Annotated in this window: 11 protein-coding genes; 5 read left to right on the plus strand and 6 right to left on the minus strand. The window is 67.5% G+C overall.

Annotation, left to right across the window (positions count from 1 at the left end; all coding sequences use genetic code 11):
- Window positions 1–1,203 (plus strand): glycoside hydrolase family 183 protein (locus A5727_RS19905; RefSeq protein WP_197507709.1); only part of this gene is annotated, 1,203 nt, incomplete at its 5' end.
- Window positions 1,204–1,339: 136 nt separating this feature from the next.
- Here the strand turns inward: A5727_RS19905 and A5727_RS19910 are convergent.
- The 3 genes from A5727_RS19910 to A5727_RS19920 form a co-directional block, all read right to left on the minus strand.
- Window positions 1,340–2,686 (minus strand): MFS transporter, encoded by a 1,347-nt coding sequence (locus A5727_RS19910; RefSeq protein WP_068253759.1) that lies wholly within the window; start codon window positions 2,684–2,686, stop codon window positions 1,340–1,342.
- 26 nt (window positions 2,687–2,712) lie between these two features.
- Window positions 2,713–4,359: a peptide chain release factor 3 gene (locus A5727_RS19915; RefSeq protein WP_068253762.1), complete on the minus strand. Its 1,647-nt coding sequence runs from the start codon at window positions 4,357–4,359 to the stop codon at window positions 2,713–2,715.
- 71 nt (window positions 4,360–4,430) lie between these two features.
- On the minus strand, window positions 4,431–5,534 hold the full coding sequence (locus A5727_RS19920; RefSeq protein ID WP_068253765.1) for an alcohol dehydrogenase catalytic domain-containing protein: 1,104 nt from the start codon (window positions 5,532–5,534) through the stop codon (window positions 4,431–4,433).
- Between the two features lie 35 nt (window positions 5,535–5,569).
- Between A5727_RS19920 and A5727_RS19925 the strand changes: the two genes are divergently transcribed.
- A complete protein-coding gene (locus A5727_RS19925; protein WP_068253769.1) occupies window positions 5,570–6,034 on the plus strand; it encodes an acyl-CoA thioesterase in 465 nt (154 codons plus the stop codon).
- Window positions 6,035–6,049: 15 nt separating this feature from the next.
- Here the strand turns inward: A5727_RS19925 and A5727_RS27605 are convergent, their stop codons facing one another.
- Window positions 6,050–6,712 (minus strand): TetR/AcrR family transcriptional regulator, encoded by a 663-nt coding sequence (locus A5727_RS27605; protein WP_068253772.1) that lies wholly within the window; start codon window positions 6,710–6,712, stop codon window positions 6,050–6,052.
- 143 nt (window positions 6,713–6,855) lie between these two features.
- Between A5727_RS27605 and A5727_RS19935 the strand changes: the two genes are divergently transcribed.
- Entirely contained in the window at window positions 6,856–8,388 is a 1,533-nt protein-coding gene (locus A5727_RS19935; protein WP_068253775.1) for an MFS transporter, read from the plus strand.
- A gap of 60 nt (window positions 8,389–8,448) precedes the next feature.
- Here A5727_RS19935 and A5727_RS19940 read toward each other — a convergent pair whose 3' ends face one another.
- Both A5727_RS19940 and htpG read right to left on the minus strand, forming a co-directional pair.
- Window positions 8,449–10,182, minus strand: a complete 1,734-nt coding sequence (locus A5727_RS19940; RefSeq protein ID WP_068254330.1) for an AMP-binding protein — start codon at window positions 10,180–10,182, stop codon at window positions 8,449–8,451.
- A gap of 102 nt (window positions 10,183–10,284) precedes the next feature.
- Window positions 10,285–12,219 carry a molecular chaperone HtpG gene (htpG, locus tag A5727_RS19945; protein WP_068253778.1) on the minus strand — a complete coding sequence of 645 codons (1,935 nt, stop codon included), beginning with the start codon at window positions 12,217–12,219 and terminating at the stop codon, window positions 10,285–10,287.
- Between the two features lie 701 nt (window positions 12,220–12,920).
- On the opposite strand from htpG, the gene pks2 reads away from it, so the two are divergent.
- Window positions 12,921–19,256, plus strand: coding sequence for a sulfolipid-1 biosynthesis phthioceranic/hydroxyphthioceranic acid synthase (pks2, locus tag A5727_RS19950; protein ID WP_082949917.1), 6,336 nt, complete (start codon window positions 12,921–12,923; stop codon window positions 19,254–19,256).
- A gap of 129 nt (window positions 19,257–19,385) precedes the next feature.
- Complete coding sequence (locus A5727_RS19955) at window positions 19,386–20,162, plus strand: GAP family protein (protein ID WP_068253781.1); 777 nt, start codon at window positions 19,386–19,388, stop codon at window positions 20,160–20,162.

Genomic DNA, 20,162 nt, shown 5'->3' on the forward strand with positions numbered 1-20,162 from the left:
TGGGGGGGGGGGCGGTTTTTTTTTTTAAAACCCCCCCCCCCCCGCCCACCCCCCCCCCGCCCGGGGGGGCCCCCCCCGGGGGGGGGGGGCCCCCCCCCCCCCCCCCCCCCCCCCCCGGCGCCCCAACCCGTCCCAGCGCCCGCCCCGGTTCAACCCGCACCCGCACCCGCAGCGGCTGCGGCGCCCGCCGCACCCCCTGGCACGTCGATCGTCGGCTGGGTGACGGGTCCGGACAGTCCCAACGAGACCATCAAGCGGTTCGCGATCACCGGCACTGACCTCGGAATCATGTGGGACAACGGCGATCCCGCCAACCGTCAGGTGCTGATGGCCTTCGGTGACACCAACGGTTACTGCGGCATCCCCGGTAAGCAGTGGCGGTACAACGTGCTGTTCCGCAGCCAGGACGGCGCGCTCGCCAAGACCGTCGCCGTTCCGGACGGCGTGGTGGCCAACCCCTACTCCGGTTCGCCGGTGTGGCGCCCCGGCATCTCCAAACAGATCGTCAACACCATCGGTCGCGCCCCGCAGGAGACCGGCATCATCCCGACCGCGGGCATCGCGGTCGGGAGAAATCAGTACATGAACTTCATGTCGATCCGGAACTGGGACAGCCCCGGTTCGTGGTCGACGAACTTCTCGGCCATCGCGGTGTCCTCGGACAACGGGGAGAACTGGGGTGTCTACCCGGGAACGATCCGCGCGCCCGGCGGCGGCAACGAGAACTTCCAGATGGGCGCGTTCCTCAAACCGGGCCCCGGCGACCCGTATCTGTACTCGTTCGGCACGCCGAACGGGCGTGGCGGATCGGCGTACATCGCCCGCGTACCACCGAACTTCGTCCCGGACCTGCGGCGCTACGAGTACTGGAACGCCGGCAGCAATTCGTGGGTGCCCGGTGATCCCGCGGCCGCCACACCCGTGATCCCGGGCCCAGTCGGCGAGATGTCAGCCCAGTACAACACGCACCTCAAGCAGTACCTCGTGCTGTACGGCAACGGCCTCAACGACGTCGTCATGCGGACCGCGCCCGCACCCCAGGGTCCCTGGAGCCCCGAGACGCTGCTGGTGCCGTCATCGCAGATCCCGGGCGGCATCTACGCGCCGTACCTGCACCCGTGGTCCACCGGCAGGGAGTTGTACTACAACCTGTCCCTGTGGTCGGCGTACAACGTCATGCTGATGCGCACCGTGCTGCCCTGAAGCGCGGCGCGTCAACGCACCCAGGCACTGCCCTGGTCGCGGTCGAGCACAGTGCTGCCCTGAGCGGGGCGCGTCAACGCACCCAGGCACTGCCCTGGTCGCGGTCGAGCACAGTGCTGCCCTGAGGCGCGGCGCGTCAACGCACCCAGGCACTTCCCTGTTCGCGGTCAAGCACCGTGATGCCCTTGTTCTTGAGCCCGAAGATGTAGACCAGCAGGCTCACACCGATCACCACGGTGACGTACACGATGAACAGCGTGATGTGGTCGGGCTTGGACGCCTGATACAGCATCGGAGCGGTGCCGCCGAACACCGAGTTGGCCAGCGCGTAGCCCAATCCCACTCCCAGCGCCCGGATTTCGGCGGGGAACAGCTCGGCCTTCACGATCGCGTTGACCGAGGTGTAGCCGGTGAGGATGATGTAGCCCACGGCCAGCAGCGCCAACGCCGTGAACGCTGACGTGGTCTGGGGCAGATAGGTGAGCAGGACGTAGGTGTAGAGCACGCCGCCGACACCGAAGAACACCAGTAGCGTCTTTCGGCCCACCCGGTCACTGAGCAGGCCACCGACCGGTTGCAGGAGCATCAGGAAGATCAGGCCCGTCAGGTTGACCCATGTCGCCGTCATCGCCCCGCCGGAACCGAAGGTCGACTTCACGATGGCCGGCGCGTTGACGCTGTAGGTGTAGAACGCGACCGTACCGCCGGCGGTGATGAGGAAGACCAGAAGCAGTGGCCGCCAATGGATTCCGAAGAGCGCCTTCAGCGATCCGGCGTTGCGGTCCGCACCGGACCGAATGGCCTCGAGGTGCGATTCGCTCAGCGACTCGTCCATCGACCGGCGAATCCACAGCACAACGAGGGCCGCGATGCCGCCGATGAAGAACCCGATCCGCCACCCCCACTCGTGCAGCGCATCGTCATCGAGGAAATGCAGGGCGATCAACAGCGTGAGCTGCGCGAGCACATGGCCGCCGACGAGGGTGACGTACTGGAACGACGAGAGAAACCCACGCCGGTTCGCCGTCGCCGCCTCCGACATGTACGTCGCGGACGTACCGTACTCCCCGCCGGTCGCGAAACCCTGTACGAGACGGGCGATCACGAGAATCACCGCGGCCCACCACCCGATGGTGTCGCGGGTGGGCATGATCGCCACGATGAACGAGCACATCGACATGACGGTGATCGACACCATCAGCGCGGACTTGCGGCCCCGGCGGTCGGCGAAACGCCCGAAGAACCAGGAGCCGACGGGGCGCATGATGAACGTCACCGCGAAGATCGCATAGATGTAGACCGTCGAGTTGGTGTCGGCCTTGTCGAAGAACTGCGCCTCGAAGTAGCTGGCGAAGACGGTGTAGACGTACACGTCGTACCACTCGACGAGGTTGCCCGCCGAGCCCTTCATCGTGTTGAGCACCGCACGGCGCGTGCTCGTCGGGGCGTGCGTCGGGGCCTGGGCGCGAGCCGTATCGCTCATTCAGCGACGGTAACCGATCAAAGGCGTCAATCGTCGCCGGCTGCGACCAGCGATTCCAGCTGCACCTTGGGATGATCGCGCTGGAACCCCTCGAGGCGCCACTTCGTCGAAAACACCGCGAGGATGACGCCATCGGTCCGAGTGAACACCTCACAGGACGGCTGTCGCTGCAGGAAGTCCACGTCGGCGGGATCGACGACCGCGCGGGCCACCTGGTACGGAAGCGGCTCCAACTGAATCGGTGCGCTCAGTTCCGCGGCCATCCGATGGCTGGCCACTTCGAACTGCATGGGTCCGACGGCCGCGAACACCGGCGCCTGGTCGCCGCGGCGATCCGAGCGCAGCACCTGTACGACACCCTCCTGCTCAAGCTGTTCGATGCCTTTGCGGAACTGCTTGTGCTTGCTGGGGTCGGTGCCCCGCGCCACGGCGAAGTGCTCGGGCGAGAAACTCGGGATGGGCGGGTACTGCACGGGAATGTCGCGGTAGAGCGTGTCCCCCGGACGCAGCGCGGCCGCGTTGGCCAGACCGATGACATCACCGGGCCAGGCCGTGTCGAGTGTCGAACGCTGCTGGCCGAACACCGACTGGGCGTACTTGGTGACGAACGGCTTCCCGGTGGCGGCATGGGTGAGGACCTCGCCGCGTTCGAATGTGCCCGAGCACACCCGGGCGTAGGCGATCCGGTCGCGGTGGTTGGAGTCCATGCCGGCCTGCACTTTGAACACGAACGCGCTGAACGGCGCGGACGCCTCGCGCCGGTTGCCCTCGACGTCGACCTGTCCGTTCGGCGACGGCGCAAGCTGGGCCAGCACGTCCAGCAACTGATTGACGCCGAAGTTCAGCGCTGCGGAGGTGAACAGGACCGGAGTGGAGGTGCAGGCCAGGAACGTCTCCGCGTCGAAGTCGGCGCCGTCGGCGCTGAGCAGTTCGGACTCCTCCACGGCGGTGTCCCAGTCGATGCCCGCGGCGTCGTGCGCCCGTGAGGCGTCGATGTGCTCCTCGGGTGCGGCCGTCGCGCCGCCCGCGGTGCGGGTGAACCGGATGAAGTTCCCGACGCGCCGGTCGAGAACCCCCTTGAAGTCGCCGGCGATGCCGACGGGCCAGGTCAGCGGCGTGGGCCGCAGCCCGATGCGCGCCTGGATCTCGTCCATCAGTTCCAGCGCGTGGCGACCGGGGCGATCCCATTTGTTGACGACGGTGATGATCGGAATCCGGCGCAGACGGCACACTTCGAACAGCTTGAGGGTCTGCGGTTCCAGTCCCTTTGCGGCGTCGATGAGCATGACCGCGGAATCGACCGCGGTCAACACGCGGTAGGTGTCCTCGGAGAAGTCGGCGTGGCCGGGGGTGTCGAGCAGGTTGACGATGCAGGTCTCACCGCTGTTGGTCTGGTACGGGAACTGCATGGCGGTCGAGGTGATGGAGATGCCGCGCGCCTTCTCCATCTCCATCCAGTCCGACACCGTCGCGCGGCGCCCGGCCTTGCCGTGGATGGCCCCGGCCTCGGTGATGGCCTTCGCGTGCAGGACCAGGGCCTCGGTCAGCGTGGACTTGCCCGCGTCGGGGTGGCTGATCACGGCGAACGTACGGCGACGGCGCGCTTCTGCGGAGATTCGGTCGGCGTGGGGCCCGGCGGCCACTGCGGACACGCCTGGAGCGGTATCGGTCATAGCAGCATCGACTGTATTGGCCGAAGACGCCGCAGCGGTAATCGCGGCTGCTCAGGCGCCCGGAAGTGTGGCTAAGGGAACTCGATGACCTGCCGCACGGCCTTTCCGTCGGCCAACGCCTCCATACCGGCGTTGATCTGTTCGAGCGTGATTGTCGATGACACCAGCGACTCCACCGGAAGTCGTCCGGCGCGCCACAGTTCCACGAAGCGGGGGATGTCTCGGGCGGGCACCGACGATCCCAGATAGCTGCCGATCAGCGCGCGGCCCTCGGCGACCAGGCTCAGCGGTGACAGGCTGATCTGAGCATCGGGCCGCGGTAGACCGACGGTGATCGTGCGGCCGCCGGGCGCCGTCAGCGCGATCGCGGTGTCCAACGCGACGGGGTGCCCCACGGCTTCGATGACGACGTCGGCCTTCAGTCCGCGATCGGTCGCCTCCTCGGGTGTGTAGGCGTCGGGGACGCCCATGTCGCGGGCGCGCTGACGTTTGTCCGCCAGGGGGTCGACGCCGACGACATGGACGCCGTCCTGGGCCAGTGCCGTCATCAGCGCGGCCATCCCGACGCCGCCGAGGCCCACGACCGCGACGGTCTGCCCGGGTCCCGGCCGACCCGCGTTGAGCACCGCTCCCCCGCCGGTCAGGACAGCGCACCCCAGCAGGGATGCGACCACCGGTGGGACGTCAGCGGCGACGGGCACCACCGAGCGGCGGTCCACGACGGCATGGCTGGCGAAGCCGGAGACCCCGAGGTGATGGAAGACCGGCACACCGTCGCGGCTCAGCCGGATGTCGCCGCCCATCAGGGTGCCGGCACCGTTGGCGGCGCTGCCGGGCAGGCACGGGGCCTGGCCCCCGGTCGCGCATCCCGCGCACTGTCCGCAACGCGGCAGGAACGTCAACACCACCCGTTGGCCCACGGTGAGGTCGCAGTCGGGCCCGGCCCGTTCGATGACGCCGGCGGCCTCATGACCCAGCAGCATCGGCACCGGGCGCACCCGGCTGCCGTCGATCACGGAGAGGTCCGAGTGGCACAGCCCAGCCGCCTCGATCCGCACCAGAAGTTCGTCGGGTCCGGGCGGCGCAAGGTCGAGTTCGGTGATCGCCAGGGGCTCGGAGACTTCGTAGGGACGAGGCAGACCGATCCGCTCGAGGACGGCCCCACGGATCTTCATGAGGCCAGCTTGCCCCGACTGACACACTCGACGCCATGACGAACGACGAACGGTCGCTGCGGAGCGGTGATTTCCCGGTGCGCTGGCCGGTGCTGACCCGGTGGACCGACAACGACATGTTCGGTCACCTCAACAACGCGGTGTACTACGAGATGTTCGACACCGCCATCAACGCGTGGATCAACACCGCAACGGGCACCGATCCGGTGACAGCACCGTGGCTGGGGGTCGTGGCCGAGTCCGGATGCCGCTACTACTCCGAGCTGAAGTTCCCCGACTCGCTGGCCGTCGGGTTGGCCGTCACGCGGCTGGGCCGCAGCAGCGTCACCTACCGGCTCGCAGCGTTCCAGACCCCACACGATCAGATCGACGCCGGTGATCACCCGGTCGCGGCGGTCGGCCACTGGGTGCACGTCTACGTCGACCGCACGACGCGCAGGCCGGTGCCGATTCCCGGCGAGATCCGCTCGCTGCTCGAAAGTGCGCAGATCGCTGCATGATTCGCGGGCGGCCAGTCACGCCTTGCGCATGCTGACCGCGAGGTCTTCCATCTCCTCCTCGGTGGGGGCACGCAGCGGCAGCGGCGCTGCGCCCTCCGGGCGGGGTGCCAACGCGTCGAGGACCAATTCCAGGTAGCGCCTCCACAGGTGGGGCTGACCGGGGGTGTGCATGGTGCTGACCACCATCATGAGCGCACCGATGTCCAGGGGTTCGATGTCGGCGCGGACCGCGCGCTCGCGTTTCGCACGATCCAACAGGCTCTTCACTGCGGGTTCGATCCGGCGGCGCACCCGGACCAGGCGCTCGTCGCGGAATGCGGAACCGGCGACCAGCTCCTGCAGTCCGCGATTGTCGACCTGCATCTCGACGGACTTCTCGAGAAACCATCGCAGGCCACTCCACCCGTCGGGCATCTCCAGGGCCTCGGCCGAAAGGGCGACCAGCGTCTCCACCCGAGACTCGAACAACGCGATGACGAGTTCGGCCCGCTCCGGAAACCGGCGGTACACCGTCCCGACGCCGACGCCGGCACGCCGCGCGATCACGTCGTAGCCGACATCCAGCCCCTCTTCGGCGAACGCCTCGCTCGCCGCCTCCAGGACGCGCTGCCGGTTGCGGGCGGCGTCCCGCCGGAGCGCCTTTCCGTCCTGCTCAGCGCGGGATTCGGAGCGGGGCACGCCGTAAGGATACGAAACCGCGCGTGTGTCCCCGGCGCTGCGCGCTGTGCCCAACGCCACGTCATCACCCCACTCGTCGAAATGGAATCCATTTTCCGGATAGCCTACCCTGAAACGGAAACACTTTTCCGTTTGGAGATTCCGTGACCACACTGCAGAGAACGCCACCCACCGAGACCCGCTCCCCCCAGACCGGGCGACATCGGAGGCCCGCGGGCAGTTCGAGCCGCACCTCCAGGGGTGGCGCGCGCTGGCTGATTCTGGGCGTCATCGCGCTGGCCCAGCTGGTCGTGGTGCTGGACGCCACCATCGTGAACATCGCGCTTCCGTCGGCCCAGCAGGATCTCGGCTTCTCCGACGACGCCAGGCAGTGGCTCATCACCGCGTACGCGCTGGCCTTCGGCTCACTGCTGCTGCTGGGCGGCCGTCTCGGCGACCTGATCGGCCGCAAACCGATGTTCCTCATCGGTTTGATCGGGTTCGCGTCGGCCTCTGCCCTCGGCGGCGCGGCAGGCAGCTTCGAGGTGCTCGTCACTGCCCGCGCGCTGCAGGGTGTGTTCGGAGCGATGCTGGCACCGGCGGCACTGTCCCTTCTGACCGTGACCTTCACGGAGAAGGACGAGCGCGCGAAGGCCTTCGGCGTCTTCGGGGCCGTCTCCGGAGGTGGCGGCGCGATCGGCCTGATCCTCGGCGGCGCACTGACCGAATACCTGTCCTGGCGGTGGTGCCTGTACGTGAATGCCCCGCTGGCGCTGGCGGCCGTCGTGGGCACGATGGTCCTCATCCCATCGGTGACCAGGCCCGCCACGCGGACGCGCATCGACCTGCCCGGTTCGCTGGTCATCGTCGGCGGGCTGGTCGCGCTGGTGTACGGCCTCGGCAACGCCGAAGCTGAGGGCTGGACCAGCATGACCACGCTGACGTGCATCACGCTGGGCATCGCACTGATCGGCATCTTCCTGCTCATCGAGCGCGACGTGGCCAATCCCCTTCTGCCACTGCGGATCCTCGCCGACCGAACGAGGGGCGGTGCCTACGCCGCGCTGGCGGTCTGCGGGGCGGGAATGTTCGCGGTGCTGCTGTTCCTCACCTTCTATCTGTCGACGATCAAGCAGTTCAGCCCGCTGCAGACCGGTTTCGCCTTCCTGCCGATGATCGCCGCCCTGGCCGTGACGGCCACCGCGCTGGCCAAGGTGACCGCGCTGGTCGGACCGAAGCTCTCGGTGTTCACGGGCATGCTGTTCGCGGCCGGCGGCCTGATGTTGTTCACTCTGCTGGACCTCGACAGCTCCTACCTGACGCACGTGGTGCCGGGCCTGGTGATCACCGGCCTCGGGTTGGGCCTTGTGATGGCCCCGGCGATGGCGGCCGCCACGTCCGGAGTGCAGGCCGACGATGCCGGGGTCGCCTCAGCGGCCGTCAGCACCTTCCAACAGATTGGCGGGTCGATCGGCACCGCGGTGCTCAGCGCCCTCGCCGCGGCAGCGGCGTCGGACCACCTGCAGGGCAGGGCGCCGAATCCTGCCAACCAGGCGATCGCCGCGATGGCGAGCTACACCACGACGTTCTTCTGGGGCGCAGCGATATTCGCGGCAGGCGCAGTGGTCTGCGGGCTCCTGTTCCCGCCCGGCCCGGTCCAGGCGGATCCTGACGCCGAACCGGTCGTGGCGCACTGACGAGGCCCGGCATGGTGCCGCGGCGGGCAGAGCGGCGGGCAGACCCGCCCGGTGCGGCGCTCAGGCGTCGAGGCGGGCGAACTGACGCTGTCGGTACTGCTCGACACAGGACGAGCGGCGGACCTTGCCGCTGGTGGTGATCGGGATCGAACCAGGCGGAACGAGAACGAGATCCGCGATGGCCAGACCGTGCGAGTTGGAGATCGCCGACGTGACCTCGCGCTTCACCGCGGCGAGCTTCTCCGCGGCCTCCTGCGACTCTCCCCGATCCCTGACTTCGGCGATCACCACGAGCTTCTCAGTCTGACTGTCCGGGACGGCGATCGCCACGCACCGTCCATGGGTGACCTCCTGGATGGTGGCCTCCAGGTCGTCGGGTGAATGGTTGCGCCCGTACACGATCAACAGATCCTTGATTCGGCCGATGATGAACAGCTCACCGTCGAAGACGAAACCGGAATCACCCGTGCGCAACCAGGAATCGGGCGGGGTGCCGGGCGTCGGACCGATGATCTCGGCCCCGAACGTGGCCGCGGTCTCGTCCGGTTTCTGCCAGTAGCCGTGCGCGACGTTGTCACCATGCACCCAGATCTCACCGACCATTCCCGCCGGACATTCGTGGCGCGTGTCCGGATCGACAATGCGAATGATGGGCGACTGCGGCATCCCATAGCTGACCAACGGTGTGCCGCTGCGACTTTCGGAGCGCTCTGCCGTTCCGGCGCTCAGCTTGTCGGCGTCGAACCGGACGATGACAGGCGGTTCGGCCGGGACCCGGGTCGCCACGTAGACGGTGGCCTCGGCGAGGCCGTAGGACGGCCGGATCGCGTTGTCGGGCAGGTTGAACTGGGCGAACCGCTGGGTGAAGCGCTGCAGGGTTGCCGGATTCACCCTCTCACTGCCGGTCACGATGGCGAACACCTCTGACAGGTCCAACCCCGCCATATCCTCATCCGAGGTCTTCCGTACGGCCAACTCAAACGCGAAATTCGGTGCCGCCGTGAATGTCTTGCCGTTGCTGGCCAACATCTGCACCCACCGCGCCGGACGCTGGAGGAACGCCACCGGACTGGTGAGCACCGCGGGCACTCCGGTCAGAATGGGCGCACAGACTCCCAGATACAGTCCCATGTCGTGGTAGAACGGCAGCCACGAGACGATGGCGGCGTCTGCCGGCAGAACCCTCCCGTAGTCGACGAAATAATCCGTCCACTGTTCGAAATTGGCGAGGATGTTGGCGTGCGACATCACGACCCCGGCGGGCGTGCGGGTCGATCCCGACGTGTACTGCAGATACGCGATCTCCGGCAGATCCTCCGACGACGAACCGGGCCCGGGTTGGGCGTCGAGATCCAGGGCGTCGATCGCGATCACCGCGCGCGCCTCACCATGGACGTCGGCTGACACGTAGTCGTCGAGGAGGCCTGCGACGGCAGATGTCGTGAGGACGATCTTCGGGGCCGCGTCTGCCATCACCGAACTTACCCGCTCGTCACTGACACCGCCCTGCGGGACCGCGAGCGGAACCGCGATCAGTCCCGCATGCAGCGATCCCAGGAATGCCGCGATGTAGTCGAGCCCCTGCGGCGCCAGGATGACCGCCCGGTCTCCCATCGACCCGTGTCGCCTCAGCTCATTGGCCACGTTACGCACGCGCCGATACAGCTGTGCCCACGTCAGACGCTCCGCGACCCCGTTCCAGTCCTTGTCGTAATCGAGGTACGTGAAGGCCGTGTCATTGGGCTGCATGCTGGCCCGTTCGCGCAGCACGTTCGGAACCGACGTCTCAGTCACGCAGATCACGCTACCGCCGCACGCGGACCCGCAAAGCGAAATGACGTTTGCTAGCTAAACAAACGACATCACGGCGGCGTCCCCACCGGCGACGAGGGCAGGCTAGACCGTTCGGGCCAGCCTCTCGGCGATCAGACTGGCGAACCTGGCCGGGTCGTCCGGCACGTCCCCCTCCGCGAGAAGGGCTGTGCCGTAGATCAATTCTGCCGTCTCACCGAGTGCTGAGTCGTCCTCCGACCGTCCCGCATAGGCCTGCTGCAGGCCCGTGATGAGCGGATGCTTCGGGTTGATCTCGAGGATGCGCTTCCCCACGGGCACCACCTGCCCCGACGCCCGGTACATGCGCGCGAGCGCGGGCGTGATGCCGAAGTTGTCGGTGATCAGGCAGGCCGGCGACTCGGTCAGGCGAGTGGACAGTCGCACGTCCTTGACGTGCTCGGTCAGGGTCTCCTTGAGCCAGTTCAGAAGATCGGCGAAGTCCTTCTGCTGCTCCTCGCGCTCGGCCTCGTGTTCGGCCTTCTCCTCCTCGGTGTCGAGGTCCACCTCACCCTTGGCGACCGACTGCAGCGGCTTCCCGTCGAACTCGGTCACCGAACCCGTCCAGACCTCGTCGACCGGATCGGTCAGCAGCAGGACCTCATAGCCCTTGGCCTTGAACGCCTCCAGATGTGGCGACTTGAGGAGCTGCTCACGCGACTGCCCCGTGGCGTAGAAGATCTGCTCCTGACCTTCGGCCATGCGGCCGACATAGTCGGCCAGAGTCGTGAGTTCGTCCTCGCTGTGCGTCGATGCGAACGACGCGATCTGCAGCAGGGTGTCCTGGTTGTCGACGTCGGACATCAGCCCCTCTTTGAGGGCCGCGCCGAACTGGGTCCAGAACGTGCGGTAGTCCTGGGGCCGCTCTGACTGCAGGGTTTTGATCGTCGACAGCACCTTCTTGGTCAGGCGGCGACGGATCGCGGTGAGCTGTCGATTCTGCTGCAGGATCTCGCGGGAGACGTTGAGGGACACGTCCTCTGCATCGACCACACCCTTGACGAACCGCAGATATCGGGGGACGAGCTGGTCGCAGTCCGCCGTGACGAACACCCGCTTGACGTACAGCTGCACCCCGGTGCTGGCGTCCCTGGTGAACAGATCGAACGGCGCGTGGGACGGAATGAACAGCAGCGCCTGGTACTCGAAGGTGCCCTCGGCCTTCATCGAGATGACTTCGAGGGGGTCGTCCCACGCGTGGGCGATGTGCTTGTAGAACTCCTTGTACTCGTCCTCGGTGACCTCGTCCTTGGACTTGGCCCACAGAGCCTTCATCGAGTTCAGGGTCTGCGTCTCGACGGTGACGGTCTCCTCGCCGCCCTCTTCAGCGGGCGGCGTGCGGCGCTCGACCTGCATCCGGATGGGCCACGCGATGAAGTCCGAGTACTTCTTCACCAGTTCTCGAAGCTTCCACTCCGAGGTGTAGTCGTGCAGTTCGTCTTCGGCATCCTCGGGTTTGAGGTGCAACGTGACCGAGGTGCCCTGCGGGGCGTCGTCGACGGCCTCCACGGTGTATGTGCCGTCGCCCGTGGACACCCACCGCGTCGCCTCGCTCTCACCGGCCTTGCGGGTGAGGAGTTCGACCCTGTCGGCCACCATGAACGTCGAGTAGAACCCCACGCCGAACTGGCCGATGAGCTCTTCGGAGTCCGAGCCCTGCTTGGCGTCGCGCAACCGCTGCCGCAACTCGGCGGTACCCGATTTGGCCAGGGTGCCGATCAGGTCCACCACGTCGTCGCGGGACATCCCGATCCCGTTGTCCCGGACGCTCAGGGTGCGGGCGTCCTTGTCCGGCACCAACTCGATGTGCAGGTCGGAGGTGTCGACGTCCAGGTCCTTGTTCCGCAGCGACTCGAGCCGGAGCTTGTCGAGCGCATCGGAGGCGTTCGAGATCAGCTCACGGAGAAAGGAGTCCTTGTCGGAGTACACCGAGTGGACCATCAGGTCCAGCAGTTGACGCGCCTCGGCTTGGAATTCCCGCTGTTCAACGTGTGCAGTCATGTGCTTCCGTTCGACAACTCAACCGATTACAGACAGCGCGACAGATGATACCGACCGCGGATCTGTGTGCGCACACTCCGCCCACACCTCAACGCACGCCGCATTGCTGACGGCTGCGCGTGTCCAGACATCCCCACCGTCTGCCGCCGAACGGGCTTGAGGATGGTTTGCCGGCCCGGTGCCGCGAGCACACCGCAGGAACCCCCGAAGGGGCGGCCCAGAGGCGCCCGTCCAGGGCTCACCGGCGTGGAGTCCGTCCGCCGATGAGTAACGCCGAGCATGCCGGTCAACCACCCGTCCTCGGCCACCGCGAATGTTGAATCCGCAACCAGGCCATGTGATCTTGAAACCAACCCGCGACGCGGGGACGCCGGACGGCCACCCTGTGGACCACCTGTGACCAGCAGGTGTTCCCAGGCTGCTCCGACGCGACTCGGCGACCTCGCGGCGGCCGCGCCTGGCGGTCCGGGATTCGTGAGCAAATCACGAGTGGGCCCACCCGCGCCGATCCGGATTAGCCGGAAGCCGGGACAACCGGGCCCACCGCAATTACCGTGACGAAAGGGTCAGCCTGCTGACGCACACCGAGATCCGCGGACGGAAATGTCGCTCGACACCTCCGCGGATTTCAGTCGTCGTCACGGGCTAAAGGGGAGCGAACTTAGCTGACGTTGCCGCGTCGCTGCGTTTAAGGGGAGGACATGGTTTCCATCGAAAGTGGGCAGGATTCGCTGTCAACGCAGAATTCATCCGTTCCACCGAACAGAACCAGCACGGTGCCCGCGACAGCGGTAGCTGTCATCGGAATGGCCTGCCGCCTTCCCGGCGGGATCGACTCCCCAGAACGACTGTGGGAGGCACTGGTTCGGGGGGACGACCTGGTCACCGAGATCCCGCCCGACCGGTGGGACGCCGACGACTTCTACGATCCCGAACCGGGTGTGCCGGGTCGGTCCGTCTCGAAGTGGGGCGCATTCCTCGATGACGTGGCGGGCTTCGACTCCGAGTTCTTCGGCATGGGCGAGCGCGAAGCGACCGTGAGCGATCCGCAGCACCGCCTGCTGCTCGAGACCTCCTGGGAGGCCATGGAACACGCCGGACTGAATCGAGACATGCTCGTCGATTCCAAGACCGGTGTCTTTCTGGGACTGACCCACAACGACTACCAACTTCTGGCCGCCGACGCCGGCGCCGTGGAGAAGCCCTACGGCTTCATCGCCAACAGTTTCAGCCTGGCCTCCGGGCGGATCGCCTACGCCCTCGGGCTGCACGGCCCCGCGCTCACCGTCGACACCGCGTGCTCCTCGGGCCTGGCGGCCATCCACCTCGCGTGCCGCAGCCTGTCCGAGCGGGAGAGCGACCTGGCCCTGGCCGGTGGTGTCGCGCTGGCACTGGATCCCCGCAAATGGGCGGCCGGATCCGCGGAGGGAATGCTCTCCCCGACCGGTCGGTGCCATGCGTTCGACGCCGACGCGGACGGATTCGTGGCCGGCGAGGGCTGTGCGGTGGTGATGCTCAAGCGGTTGCCGGATGCGTTGCGCGACAACGACCGCATCCTGGCAGTCATCCGCGGAACGGCGTCGAATCAGGATGGCCGGACCGTCAACATCGCAACGCCGTCCCAGTCCGCACAGGTGGCGGCCTATCGCGACGCCCTGGCCTCGGCGGAGGTGGATCCGCGAAGTGTCGGCATGGTGGAGGCCCACGGCACCGGCACACCCACGGGTGATCCGATCGAATACGCCAGCCTGGCAGAGGTTTACGGCGTTGACGGACCCTGCGCGCTGGCATCCTCGAAAACCAACTTCGGGCACACCCAGTCGGCCTCGGGGGCGCTCGGCCTCATGAAGGCCGTGCTCGCCCTGCAGCACGGCGTCGTACCGCAGAATCTGCACTTCAACCGTCTGCCCGACCAGATGGCGCAGATCGACACCAAGCTGTTCGTTCCGCAGGAGAGCGTCCCGTGGCCGACGAACGGTGGCGTGGCGCGGCGCGCGGCGGTGTCGGCATACGGGGTGTCGGGAACCAACGTCCACGCGATCCTGGAGCAGGCTCCGGAGACCGCCACTCCGTCGACGATGTCCGGGGATGCGGAACCCTCAGGGCCCCTGCTGTTTCCACTGTCCTCATCGTCACCCGATGAACTTCGCCGAACGGCGGGGCGATTGGCGGACTGGCTGGACACGAACGAGGACGTGTCGCTGCCGGATCTGGCCTACACGCTGACCCGGCGGCGAGCACACCGTCCCGTGCGCACCTCGGTCATCGCGAGCACCCACGCCGAGCTGACCGCGGCCCTGCGCGAGGTGGCCGACGGAGACACGCCGTATCAGCCCGCCGTCGGGCACGACGACCGCGGCCCCGTCTGGGTGTTCTCCGGGCAGGGCTCGCAGTGGGCGGGTATGGGCACCCAGCTGTTGGCGACGGAACCGGTGTTCGCGGCAACCGTCGCTGCGGCCGAGCCGGTGATCGCCGAGGAGTCGGGCTTCTCGGTCACCGACGCCATCACGTCATCGAGCACTGTGACGGGCCAGGACAGGGTGCAGCCCACCCTGTTCACGATGCAGGTCGCCATGGCCGCCACCCTGCGGTCCCATGGAGTCCGGCCCGCCGCGGTGATCGGGCACTCGCTCGGTGAGGCGGCCGCGGCCGTCGTGTCCGGTGCGCTGTCGCTGGAGGACGGCGCCCGGGTGGTCTGCCGTCGCTCCCGTCTGATGGGCAAGGTCGCCGGCACCGGGGCCACCGCGTCGGTGGAACTTCCCGCCCAACAGGTGCTCTCGGAACTGATGGCGCGCGGTGTCAAGGATGTCGTCGTCGCCGTGGTGGCCTCCCCGCAGTCCACGGTGGTCGCCGGTGCAGCACAGACGGTCCACGACCTCGTCGCCGAGTGGGAACAACGCGACGTGATGGCGCGGGTGGTGCCCACCGACGTCGCGTTCCATTCCCCACAGGTCGATCCGATCCTCGGCGAACTGACCGAGGCACTCAAAGACCTCACGCCGCGGACTCCCGACATCCCCTTCTATTCCGCAACGCTGTTCGAGCCTCGCGAACAGCCGTCGTTCGACGCCCGGTACTGGGCCGACAACTGCCGCCGCATGGTGCGCTTCGCGACCGCTGTCCAGGCCGCCCTCGAGGACGGTCACCGCGTGTTCGCCGAGCTGTCCCCACACCCCCTGCTGGTGCGCGCGCTGCAGCAGACCGGTCAGCACGTCGATGTTCCACTGGCGGCGCTGGCCGGTATGCGCCGCGAACAGCAGCTGCCGCACGGACTTCGGGCGTTCGTGGCGGACACTCATGCCGCGGGCGCCGCCGTGGACTTCTCGGTGCTCCACCCGAGCGGCCTGCTCGTCGACGCGCCGCTGCCGACCTGGACACATCGCCACCATTGGCTCAGTGGCGGCGGCCAGGACTCGCCGACACACGGCGCGTGCACGGTCTCGGTCCATCCACTGCTCGGCGAACACGTGCGTCTGCAGGAGGAGCCGGAACGGCACGTGTGGCAGGGCGAGGTCGGCACCGTCGCACAGCCGTGGCTGGGAGACCATCAGGTGCGCGGTGTGGCGGTGCTTCCCGGCGCCGCCTACTGCGAGATGGCGCTGGCAGCCGCCCGAGCCACCCTGGGCGACGTCGTCGAGGTTCGGAACATCGACTTCGAGCGCGCCCTGCTGTTGGACGAACAGACCACGGTCGGTGCCTCGGCGTCGCTGACGGCGCCGGGCGTCGCCGACTTCACCGTCGAGACCACACAGGAGGGCGAGCAGACGCGGCAGGCCGCGGCCACACTTCACGCGGCCAAGGATGAGACGCCGCCATCCTACGACATGGCCGCGCTGCTCTCGTCGCACCAGAACCGCGACGACGGCGACGACGTGCGCAACCGCATGGACCAACGCGGCCTTCACTATGGTCCGGCGTTCGCCGGCCTGGGGGCGGTGTACACCGGTGACGAGGCTGCGGACTCCGTGCTCGCCGAGGTTGCACTTCCGCGTCAGATCCGCTCACAGCAGGACGCCTACCAGGTGCATCCGGCCCTTCTGGACGCCTGCTTCCAATCGGTCGAATCGCATCCCAGGGTCCGAGCGCTGGGCGACGGTGCGCTCGGTCTGCCCCTGGGCATCGCTCGGCTGCGGGCCTACGGCCCCACCCGCAACGTGCAGTACTGCCATACGCGGGTCACCAAGGCCGACTCCGCCGGAGTCGAGGCCGACATCGACCTGCTCGACGAGCACGGCACGGTCCTGCTGACGGTGCAGGGATTGAGACTGGGCACTGGGGTCTCCGAGGCCGCCCAGCGGGACCGGGTCCTGGCCGAGCGGCTGCTGACCATCGAGTGGCGCCGCCGCGAGCTGTCCGATGTCGAGTACGCCGACGGCGGGAGTTGGCTGCTGATCAGAACCACCCCGACGGCCGATGTGGTGGCCACGGGACTGACCGACGCGCTCAAGTCCCATGGCGCGCACTGCGCGACGATGTGCTGGCCGCATCACAGCGACGCGGAGCCGCTCGCCCAGGAACTCCAGGACCACCTGCGGTCCGGGGGTCTGAACGGCGTGGTGATCCTCACCGGACCGCAGAACGGCCACAGCGCAGACCGGTCCCCGCTGTTGGGGCGCGATTACGTGCAGCACCTGGTGCGCATCGCCCGCGAACTGCCGGAGAGTCCTGGCGAACCACCCCGTCTCTACGTCGTGACCCGGTCCGCGCAGGCGGTGCTGCCCGATGATCGCCTGAATCTGGACCAGGCGGGACTGCGGGGTCTGATGCGGGTGATCGCGATCGAGCACCCGCATCTCCGTGCCACCCAGATCGATCTGGATGACGACACCGGCGGTGAGGCGCTCGTGCCGCAGCTGCTCACAGCGTCAGACGAAGACGAGACCGCGTGGCGTGACGGCCAGTTCTACGTCGCACGACTGACGCCGACGCCGTTGGGCGCCGAGGAGCGCCGAACAGCGACCATCGACAACGACACCGCGGGCATGCGCCTGCACGTCCGAACTCCCGGCGACCTGGAGTCGATGGAGTATCTGGCCCGCCAACGGGTGGCCCCGGCCGAGGGGCAGATCGAGGTGGCCGTCCACGCGTCCAGCATCAACTTCGCCGACGTCCTGGTGGCCTTCGGTCGCTACCCGGCGTTCGACGGCCGGCTACCGCAGCTGGGGATCGATTTCGCCGGTGTGGTCACAGCCGTCGGGCCGGGCGTGACTGAGCACAGCGTCGGCGATCGTGTCGGAGGCCTGACCGCCGACGGCAGTTGGGGCACGTTCATCACCTGTGAGGCCGACCTGGCGGCCACCCTGCCGGACGGGCTGGACTACGCCGAGGCCGCGGCGCTGACCATCGCCACCGCCACCGCATGGCACGGGCTCAACGACATGGCTCGGATTCAGCCCGGTGACAAGGTGTTGATCCACTCGGGTACCGGCGGCGTCGGCCAGGCGGCGATCGCCATCGCCCGGGCCGCCGGTGCAGAGATCTTCGCGACAGCGGGCAACAACAAGCGCCGACAGGTGCTGCGGGACATGGGCATTGAGCATGTCTACGACTCCCGGAGTCTCGACTTCGCTGATCAGATCCGCCACGACACCGACGGGTACGGGGTGGACATCGTGCTCAACTCGGTGCCCGGGGCGGCGCAGCGCGCCGGTCTGGAACTGCTCGCGTTCGGTGGACGGTTTGTGGAGATCGGCAAACGAGACATCTACGGCGACACCCGCCTCGGCCTCTTCCCCTTCCGCCGCAACCTGTCGTTCTACGGTGTGGACCTGGCCCTGATGTCGGTGAGCCACCCCCGCCGAATCCGCGAACTGCTCACGACCGTCTACCAGCGCACCGCCGACGGCATGCTGCCCATGCCGGAGTGCACGCACTACCCGCTCGACGATGCGGCGAACGCGATCCGAGTGATGAGCGGCGCGCGGCACACCGGAAAACTCGTCCTCGACATTCCTCGCACGGGCACAACACATGTGGTGGTGCCACCCGATCAGGTTCCTGCTTTCCGCCCCGACGGTTCCTACCTCGTCACGGGCGGTCTCGGCGGACTGGGGCTGTTCCTGGCCCAGCGGATGGCCGAGAGCGGATGCGGCCGGATCGTGCTGACCTCCCGCTCTGCGCCCACCCCGGAGGCGAGCGAGACCATCGATCGCCTGCGGGCCGCCGGCGCCGACATCGTGGTGGAGTCCGCCGACATCGTCGAACCCGGCACTGCCGAACGCCTGGTCGCGACGGCCACCGCAACCGGACTGCCGTTGCGCGGCGTGCTGCACGCCGCGGCGGTGATCGAGGACGCCACCCTGCCCAACATCACCGACGAACTTCTCGAACGCGATTGGGGGGCGAAGGTGCAGGGCGCATGGAACCTGCACACCGCCACGTCGGACCAGCCGCTGGACTGGTTCTGCTCGTTCTCCTCGGCGGCGGCCCTGGTGGGTTCACCCGGTCAGGGTGCATACGCCGCGGCCAACAGTTGGCTGGACGCGTTCACGCTGTGGCGTCGAGAGCAGGGACTTCCGGCCACCGCGATCGCCTGGGGCGCCTGGAGTCAGATCGGTGCCGGTACCGCGCTCGCCGACAGCACCGGTACGGCGATCACCCCGGACGAGGGTGCCTACGCGTTCGACACACTGCTGCGTTTCGACCGGGCCTACACCGGCTATGCCCCCATCATGAACGCTCCCTGGTTGGACGCCTTCGCGGCGCACAGCCCGTTCGCCGAGGCGTTCCGCTCAACAGGCCAGAGCGGCGCGGGAACGGCCAAACTCCGTGCCGAGCTGGAGGAGCTTCCCCCGGAGGAGTGGCCGATCAGGTTGCGGCGCTTGATCTCCGACCACGTCAGCCTGATCCTGCGACGAAGTGTGGATCCCGATCGTCCGCTGGCCGAGTACGGCATGGACTCATTGGGCGCCCTCGAACTCCGCACCCGCATCGAGGGAGAGACCGGAATCCGCATCAGTCCCAAGGACATGACGACGACCGTCCGCGACCTCGCCGGCCAGCTGTGCGATGAGCTGGCGCCGAAGAGCGCCGCCTGACATGGAGGGTCATCGTCGCTGGGGAACCAGGTTCTCGCGTCCCGGGCGGGTTCGACACGGTTCAGAGGTGTCGATCAACGCGCTACTTGACGCACGTTCTGGATCGCCCCGTCGAGCGGGGTTCTGAGGATGTGGGGTACGGCGACGGGTCTGGCGGCCCTGTCTGCCCTGAACCCCGTACGCCTGGCGCTGATGCTCCTGATCATCTCGCGTCCGCGACCGGTGCAGAATCTGCTCGCCTATTGGCTGGGTTGTGTCACTGTGGGTCTCTTCTATCTGCTGACCCCCGTCCTGGTGCTCAACTTCGTGCCGAACGGATTCCTCCGTGTGGATGTGGACATCAGCCCCCGCTTCCAGATCGGCTTTGGCGCAGTGATTCTGGCGATCACCGCCGGCCTGGGGCTGCGCCACCTGATGCGATCACGCGCGAAGATGGCGGTGGCCGCCGGCAACATTTCTTCCACGCGTCCGGAGAAACCTCACCAGGGAATTCCGTTCCTGCACAGACTCGACCATCGGGATGAGACCCCCGGCACCTCGCCCGCCACGGCACGGCAACGACTGTGGACTCGACTTCGGGATGCCTGGCAGCGGGGAGCACTGTGGGTCGCCTACGTTCTCGGCATGTTCTCGATCTCGGTGGAGGGAATACTGTTCATCGCCGCGGTGATCGTGATGTCGGGCTTCGGCCCCGCCGCACAGATCAGCGCCGTCCTCGTATGCATCGTCATCATGTTCGCACCCAACGAACTCATCCTGGTCAGTTACTGGATAGCGCCCGGCAGAACTCAAACCGTGCTGGGGCGGGTGCATGACTGGACGGCGGCCCGCCGGACTCCGATTTTTCTGTCCATCTGTGCCCTGGCCGCAACCTGGATGCTGTTGCAGGGCATATCCCGGCTGTGA

The sequence above is a fragment of the Mycobacterium sp. ACS4331 genome, from assembly GCF_001667265.1.
Taxonomy (GTDB): domain Bacteria; phylum Actinomycetota; class Actinomycetes; order Mycobacteriales; family Mycobacteriaceae; genus Mycobacterium.